General features: G+C 64.6%; 8 protein-coding genes. 4 read left to right on the top strand and 4 right to left on the bottom strand.

Going from position 1 to position 7589, the window contains the following annotated elements; genetic code table 11:
* Positions 1-110: 110 nt before the first annotated feature.
* From ACE3TQ_RS26215 to ACE3TQ_RS26205, 3 genes are all read right to left on the bottom strand, one after another.
* The gene (locus tag ACE3TQ_RS26215; RefSeq protein WP_374586593.1) at positions 111-518 is read right to left on the bottom strand and encodes a hypothetical protein; all 408 of its coding nucleotides are present in this window, start codon (positions 516-518) and stop codon (positions 111-113) included.
* Between the two features lie 10 nt (positions 519-528).
* On the bottom strand, positions 529-1719 hold the full coding sequence (locus tag ACE3TQ_RS26210) for a porin (RefSeq protein ID WP_374586591.1): 1191 nt from the start codon (positions 1717-1719) through the stop codon (positions 529-531).
* 149 nt (positions 1720-1868) lie between these two features.
* Positions 1869-3296, bottom strand: coding sequence for an amino acid permease (locus tag ACE3TQ_RS26205; RefSeq protein WP_374586589.1), 1428 nt, complete (start codon positions 3294-3296; stop codon positions 1869-1871).
* A gap of 130 nt (positions 3297-3426) precedes the next feature.
* Here ACE3TQ_RS26205 and ACE3TQ_RS26200 point away from each other — a divergent pair, with 130 nt between their 5' ends.
* The 3 genes from ACE3TQ_RS26200 to ACE3TQ_RS26190 all read left to right on the top strand — a co-directional run bounded on the left by ACE3TQ_RS26200 (position 3427) and on the right by ACE3TQ_RS26190 (position 5252).
* Positions 3427-3861, top strand: a complete 435-nt coding sequence (locus tag ACE3TQ_RS26200) for a hypothetical protein (protein WP_374586587.1) — start codon at positions 3427-3429, stop codon at positions 3859-3861.
* Positions 3861-4232, top strand: a complete 372-nt coding sequence (locus ACE3TQ_RS26195; RefSeq protein WP_374586585.1) for a DUF5329 domain-containing protein — start codon at positions 3861-3863, stop codon at positions 4230-4232. The genes ACE3TQ_RS26200 and ACE3TQ_RS26195 overlap by 1 nt, the downstream gene beginning before the upstream one ends.
* 105 nt (positions 4233-4337) lie before the next feature.
* The gene (locus tag ACE3TQ_RS26190; RefSeq protein WP_374586583.1) at positions 4338-5252 is read left to right on the top strand and encodes a hypothetical protein; all 915 of its coding nucleotides are present in this window, start codon (positions 4338-4340) and stop codon (positions 5250-5252) included.
* On the opposite strand, the gene ACE3TQ_RS26185 is transcribed toward ACE3TQ_RS26190, so the two are convergent.
* Positions 5231-5692: a hypothetical protein gene (locus ACE3TQ_RS26185; RefSeq protein ID WP_374586581.1), complete on the bottom strand. Its 462-nt coding sequence runs from the start codon at positions 5690-5692 to the stop codon at positions 5231-5233. The genes ACE3TQ_RS26190 and ACE3TQ_RS26185 overlap by 22 nt on opposite strands.
* 139 nt (positions 5693-5831) lie before the next feature.
* Between ACE3TQ_RS26185 and ACE3TQ_RS26180 the strand changes: the two genes are divergently transcribed.
* On the top strand, positions 5832-7508 hold the full coding sequence (locus ACE3TQ_RS26180; RefSeq protein WP_374586579.1) for a methyl-accepting chemotaxis protein: 1677 nt from the start codon (positions 5832-5834) through the stop codon (positions 7506-7508).
* Positions 7509-7589: the final 81 nt, after the last annotated feature.

Raw genomic sequence — 7589 nt, 5'->3', positions numbered from 1 at the left:
GTGGTGGTTGGTGTGCGGGGGTGGGGGATTTGCGGCCACCAGGGCATGGAATTGCGGGGTCTGGTCTTAAAAGGGCACAATTTGTCCTTTTGTCAGACCTGACCCCGGTTTTACTGCACAGTAAGGATGACTTTGACGCTGTCGTCGACGGCGGATTTCTCGATGTAGCCAATGGCTTGCACATCGGCGGCGACAGCTTTCTTCACTTCGGCGCTGGAGGCGTACTCTTTCGGGGCGGTGCCTTTGCCGGTGAACACCAGCTTCGACCATTGCGACTTGACCTGGGCCGAGTCCTTGCCCAGTACCTTCTGGCTGAACTCGTTACGCAGCGGGCCTTCGGTGTGCTCGATCGGCGTGAACAGGGTCGATTTGCCGAGGAAGAATTGGGCTGCCTGTTCGCTAAACATGCGCGTGGCCGGGTTCTTCGGGTTGACGATCACCACAATCTCGGCTGCCAGCGCGGGCAGGGCGGCACTGCACAATGCTGCAGCGAGCAGCAGCTTGATTCGCTTGTCCATGGCGGCCTCCTCAGAACACGAAGTCGAGTGCGACGGCGTACACATTCACCGAACTGTTGAAGCCCGGCTTGGCATTGATGAAGGCGCCCGGCCCGTCCTTCGGCTTGATGTGGTCGACCTGCACTTTCAGGGCCAGCGATTTGTAGAAGTCCCAGCGCACGCCGACCGCGTCGCTGGTCTGCAGGGCGGCTTTGGCCAGGGAGTTCACGCCGGCGCCGATCGGCGCCAGCGGGCCGCTGGTGGGCAGGCCGGCCACGTTGCGCTCCGATTTCTGCTTGATGCTGCCGTGGTAGTAGTAGGGCAGGAATTTGCCGAAGCGGTAGCCGGCCATGGCGTACCAGGAATTGGTGTCGTGCACGATCAGGGTGTCGGTGCGGCGCTGGGCATATTCGGCCTGCAGCACGACGTTCTTCCAGTCCATGGTGCCGCCGATGGAGGTGAAGGTGCCGCGCACATCGTCCAGCGGCATCATATTGGCCACATTGGTAAGGCCGACGCTGCGCAGGGTGGTGACCAGGCCGCGCAGGGTGGGGTTGTCCTTGACGGTGAAATCGGCCTGGGCGCGGCCGAAGCGCAGCGTGAAGGGGCCGTTCTCCGCCACCACGTGCAGCAGCAGCATCTTGCGGAACTCCACGTTCTGCGCCGGCTGTTCGGATTCGGCGCGGCCGGTGCCCAGCTGCACGCTGAGCGAGGTGTCGCCGAAGCTGTGCTGGTAGAGCAGGTCGACGCCGTCGAAGTTGTCGAGCGTGACCTGGCGGTAGACTTCCGCCGGCGGGCGCAGCATGGTGTTGGCGTAGCCCACATTGCGGAAGTCGGAAATCATGTAGATCGGCGCGCCCATGCGGCCGACGCGGAAGCTCAGTTCGTCGGTGGCCTTGAATTTGGCGAAGGCCCACGCGGCCTGCGCGCGGTAATGGTCGATGCCGTCCTTGCGCACCAGGCCTTGCGCGGTCAGCGAAATCATGTCGTTGACCTTCATGGTGGCTTGCACGCCGAAGTTGGAATCGGGGCCGGTACGCCAGTCTTTCTTCACGCCGGCAGCCTGGTTGGGCCGGATGAATTCTGCGTCGTCGGTGTCGGTGGAGGTGAGGGCGGCGGTGCCAAAACCGCTGATGGTGACGGAAGGACCTTCCTGGGCACTGGCCTGCGTCGCCAGGCCGGCTGCGGCAAGCGCTGCGATAGCGCGGCAAATTGTTTTCATCAACTAGCTCTCCCTTTTGTTTTTGGTCTGAACATGTGACTACGGGGCAAGTGTCACAGATTGGCCGCGAGTGCGCCAGCTTTCGTGGTAGGTGCGCAACAATAAAAAAAGCCCGCAGCTGCGGGCTTTTTGCGGAAGGCGGGCGCTTCTTACTGCGCTTTGCCCAATTCCGAGCGGTGGCGCGAGTAGGCGAAGTACACCACCAGGCCCAGTGCCAGCCAGATGCCGAAGGCGATCCAGGTGGTGGCGGACAGGAAGTACATCAGGCCCAGGCAGAACGCGATCGCCAGGCCCGGCACCACCGGCACGCCAGGGCAGCGGAACGCGCGGTGCAGGTCCGGGCGCTTCTTGCGCATGATGATCACGGCCACGGAAACCAGGCAGAAGGCGGCCAGGGTGCCCATGTTCACCAGTTCGGCCAGCACGTTCAGCGGCACCAGGGCGGCGATAAAGCCGAAGATCAGGCCGACGATCCAGGTGGCCAGGAACGGGGTGTGGTACTTCGGGTGCACCTTGGACAGGCGCTTTGGCAGCAGGCCGTCGCGCGACATGGCGAAGATGATGCGGGTCTGGCCGTAAGCCATGACCAGGATCACGGTGGTCATGCCCAGGATGGCGCCCAGCGATACCCAGCCGGCGAACCAGTTCTCACCGGCGTATTGCAGGGCCAGCGAGACCGGGTGGTCGATGCCGAGGAAATTCTTGTAAGGCACGATGCCGGTCATGATGGCGGCCACGATCACGTACAGGATGGTGCACACTGCCAGCGAGCCGATAATGCCGATCGGCAGGTCGCGCTCAGGGCGCTTCACTTCTTCCGCCGCCGAGGTCACGGCGTCAAAGCCGATGAAGGCGAAGAACACCAGGGCCGCCGCGCTCATCACGCCGGTGGCGCCGAACGGCATGTATGGCTGCCAGTTGGCCGGCTGCACGTGGCCGACGCCGACCACGATGAACAGCAGCACCACGCCGACCTTGATCACCACCATGATGTTGTTGACGCGGGCCGATTCACGCACGCCCCAGCCCAGCATCGCCGTCAGCACCATCATGATCATGAAAGCCGGCAGGTTGAACATGGTGTTCGCGCCCGGCACGGCGCCCGGCGCCGCGGTCAGCTCGACCGGCAGCTTCAGGTTGGAAATCGGCAGGCCGTAGGCGGTCAGGTCAATGCCGGCGATCAGCGACTGGAAGTAGCCGGACCAGGCGACCGACACGGCGGAGGTGGCCAGGCCATACTCGAGCATCAGGTCCCAGCCGATCATCCAGGCCACCAGCTCGCCCAGGGTGGCGTAGCTATAGGTGTAAATCGAGCCGGCCACCGGAACGGTCGAGGCGAATTCGGCATAGCACAGGGCGGCGAAACCGCAAGCCAGCGCAGCTACCACGAAGGAAAGCGTCAGGGCCGGGCCGGCGGTCAGCGCGCCGGTGCCGGTCAAGACGAAGATGCCAGTACCGACGATGGCGCCAATGCCCATCAGTACCAGGTCGGTTGGACCCAGCACTTTCTGCAGGCCGCCGGGTTTGCGGGCGGCTGCGACCATGTCGTCCAGGTTCTTAGTCCTAAAAATGCTCACTTATAATCTCCAGTATCTTCTCTTTTGGGATCGCCAAAAAAAGGCTGCCGCATCTTAGCACACGGCTTTCGCGGCGGATGTTGTAGGATTGTAAATTTTACTTGTAGGCCGAAAAAACCTTGCACCAGTGATGAAATATATGATACTCACGGCCGCCGGCGCTGCCGCTTTCGCCGCCAGCGGCCCGGCAGTCCAGGCCCAGCCCATGCCGCCCCAGCCCGATACCCCGGCCTACAAGGCCTGCATGGCCGAAGAGGGCGAGCTGCGCCCGCAGCGCCAGGCCATCGCGCGCCGCTTCAAGGAACATGAGGCGGCACTGCAGCGCGCCGCCGCCGCGCAAAGCGCCCACGCCGCCGCCGCAGGCCAGGTCGAGCGCAGCGACGCCGCGGCAGTGGCCGCCTACAATGCGCGCCAGGATGAATTGAACGCCCAGGCCGCCGGCCTGAATGCCGAAGGCGCGCGCCTGGAAAAAGAGCAGGATGCTTTCAATGCCCGGGTTGCCGCCGGCAATATCCGCTGCGGCAATATCCTGGCCCCCTATAAAACACGCCGGAAGGAAAAATAATGCGCCGTACCCTGACCGCCACCGTCTTTGCCATCGCCGCCAGCGCGGCCGCACTGGCGCCCGCCGCCCCCTTGCCGGCCCCGGCCCGCGCCGAAGTCGACGCCTTGCTGGGCCGGCTGCAGGCCTCGGGTTGCCAGTTCAACCGCAACGGCACCTGGTACAGCGGGGCCGAAGCCAAAGACCACCTGCAGCGCAAGCTCGAATACCTGGAGAAGAAGGACATGGTGCGCAGCGCCGAGCAATTCATCGAACTGGGCGCCACGGCCAGCAGCTCGAGCGGCAAAGCCTATACGGTGCGCTGCGGCGGCGCGGCCCCGGTGGAAAGCAAAACCTGGCTGGGCGCCGAGCTGAAGGCAATCCGCGCGCGCTGAGCGGGCCGCCAGCTGAGCGCATTTACCGGCAAAAGGGTGAGAATTCGCGCATTTTCACCCCTACTTGAATCGCTATAATTTTCCCCAGCCTTTTGGAGGGAAAGTATGGCGTTGCAACTGAAGAAATCGATGGTTTGGAGCTCGGCAATCAACTTCGGCGTCTGCGCCGTGGTGGCGGCCGGCTTTGTCATGGTGGCCGACCTGCACGATATGTTGATGTGGTTTGCCCTGCTGGCTACCGTCGTTGCCGTGCTGACTTTCCTGCGCGCCGCCAACACGGTGCGCCGCAACACCCTGGAGCCCCTGCTGCAGCCGGCCTCCTATGTCCGCATCACGCGCGACAACCCGCTGGTGCTGGACCAGGTGGACTGGAGCATGATCGATGACTATGCCACCCAGCTGGCCATGCGCGGCTTCCACCACCTGGGCGACTTCACCGCTTACCCGATGGCGGGCGCCCTGGTCGGCGTGGCGGCCATCTTCACCAATGCCGACGCCAGCACCATCGTCGAGATCCAGCAGGTGAAGCTGCTGCCGGGCGGCGGTTCCGAACGCATGCGCGACGGTATTTTCTTCAGCATGACGTCCCTGGTTGGCGGCAAGATCCGCGTCATTTCCTGCAACCATAAACCGCGCGCTTCGACTTACCTGGTGCGCGGCAACTACGACGTGCTGAACGCCGATCCGAACCTTGGTTTGCTGGCGCTGCTGTCCCAGCACACCGATTTCCTGATGCGCTTGCGCCAGCGCATCGGCAAGACGGCCGTCAGGGGGCTGACCGTGGAGCGCTACGTGCTGTCGATCCGCGAAGCGCAGGCCCAGGCCAAGCGCCGCCTGTCGGCCATGAGCGGCTACGGCATCGCCGGCGTGGTGGACCAGTTCGAAGCCAAGCCAAGGCGGCGCTGGGCCCCGTCCACCGCCGTGCTGAAGGCCGTGCCCTACCGTACCCTGGAAGAACTGGACGCGGCCTACGCCGTGGAAGGCCAGCCGCCGGTGTTTCACGAATCCCTGAGCTGGTAACGGGCGCCGGCCAGGAACAACAGGAACAGCAGGCCGCCGATGGCCATCAGGGCCGGCGATTCGGGGCTGGCAAAGACTGGATTACCGCGCGGGAGGCGGGTGAAGGTTTCCGTGATGCCCGGGATGAAGTGCAGGAAGAAGGTGAACGAGTAGCCGACCGTCTCCACCTTGTGGCTGGCGGCGCCGAACCAGCGGCGCGCGCCGGCGCCCCAGGCCACCGCCAGGGTGAGCAGGGTGAGCACGGCCAGCGCGTGGGGTTTGCCGAAGCCGCCGTGGGCGAACAGGCCAAAGCCGGTCAGGCAGACCACCAGGGTGGTCACGATGTAAAGCAGGCCAGCCTTGCTGCGCGGGCTGATCTGGCGGTGCCGGGCATACGCGGCAAAGCCCGAGCCCAGGGCCAGCAAACCAAGCGCGGTATGGAAAATGCCAAGTGGGGACATGATAGCTCCTCAAGAATAGTAAGTGGTCGGTGTGCTGCGATGGATAAATGTTAGTCGTCATTATTGTTGGTGGCCAATTGCATCTTCCTAAGGCTGCGATAGCCGCATTCATCCCCAATCAACCAGGAACCCGGACATCATGAAAATCAGCAATCGACTGATCATCACCCTGACCATCGCCCTGATCGGCCTGCTGTTTGTCGGCGCCGAAGGCTGGTGGCAATTGCGCGAGGCGCAGCAGCGCATGGACCTGGTGCAGACGCGCCTGATCCCGAGCGTGACCGCCATCAACAACGCCAAGGGCGCGCTGGGCGACAGCCGCCTGGCCGGCTACCGCCTGTCGGTGTTCTCCAACCTGCCGGACAAGAGCGCGCTGGACAAGGCCTACAACGACGCCCACGCCAAGTTCGACCAGGTGCTGGCCGACTACGCCAAGAACAATGTGTTCGACGAAACCGACCGCAAGATGCTGGAGCAGGACAAGGCGAACATGGAAGCCTACCGCCAGGCCCTGGTGCCGTTCCTGGCCGCGTCCCACGCCGGCGACATGGATGGCGTGCGCGCCACTCTAGTGGCCGGTTCGCCGCTGGCGCTGACCGCCGGCGCCGTGAAGAAGGGCCTGGACGACCACATCGCCTACAACCAGAAACTGATCGACAAGCTCAAGGCCGAGAACGATGCCGCCTATTCGCGCGCCGTGACCATCCTGTGGATGGTGACGGCGGGCGTGCTGCTGGTGGTGGCCTTCCTCGGCTTCAAGATGTACCAGGTCATTACCGGCGGCTTGAACCGGATGCAGGGCACGATGGAAGATGTCAGCTCCTCGCTCGACCTGACGCACCAGGTGGCGGTGGAACGGCAGGATGAAATCGGCCATGCCGGCGCCGCCTTCAACAAGCTGCTGGGCGAAATCGGCGGCGTGGTGGGCACGGCGCGCGCCGCCGCCGACGCGGTCAGCACCGCCTCGCGCCAGATCGCCGTCGGCACCGGCGACCTGAACCACCGCACCGCGCAGCAGGCCGCGGCGCTGGAGGAAACCGCGTCCTCGATGGAGGAGCTGACCTCCACCGTGGCGCAGAACTCCGACAATGCGCGCCAGGCCAACCAGCTGGCGCAAAGCGCTTCGCAGATCGCGGTGCAGGGCGGCCAGGTGGTGAAGGAAGTGATCGACACCATGGACTCGATCAACGCCTCCTCGCGCAAGATCGTGGACATCATCAGCGTCATCGACGGCATCGCCTTCCAGACCAATATCCTGGCCCTGAACGCCGCGGTGGAAGCGGCGCGCGCCGGCGAGCAGGGCCGCGGCTTCGCCGTGGTGGCGACCGAAGTGCGCAACCTGGCGCAGCGTTCGGCGGCCGCCGCCAAGGAAGTCAAGGCGCTGATCGACGACAGCGTGGAGAAAGTCGATTCCGGTACCAGGCTGGTGGTGCGCGCCGGCGACACCATGAGCGACGTGGTGGCCAGCGTCAAGCAGGTGTCCGACATCGTGGCCGAGATCAGCGCCGCCACCGCCGAGCAGAATGCCGGCATCGCCCAGGTGCACCAGTCGATCACCGCGATGGACCAGGTGACGCAGCAGAACGCCGCCCTGGTCGAACAGACCGCCGCCGCCTCGCAATCGATGCAAGACCAGGCCGAGATCCTGGCGCGCGCCGTCAGCGCCTTCCGCATCGACGCCGGCCACATCAAGCCCACCGCGCCGGTGCTGCGCAACGCCAGCCGCGCGCCCAGCGCCGCCAGCGCCCTTGCCGTGCGCCCGGAGCGGCCGCGCAAGGTGGCCAACGCCGCCAGCGAGGAATGGGAACAGTTCTAAAATTCGGGGTCAGGTCTGACAATCGGACACGGCCACAGCCGTAGGCGCAGCCTACGGCTGTGGCCGTGTCCGATTGTCAGA

Source organism: Pseudoduganella sp. (assembly GCF_041914865.1).
In the GTDB taxonomy this organism is placed as follows: Bacteria; Pseudomonadota; Gammaproteobacteria; order Burkholderiales; family Burkholderiaceae_D; genus Rugamonas.
This window is presented reverse-complemented; position numbering and strand designations above follow the sequence as displayed.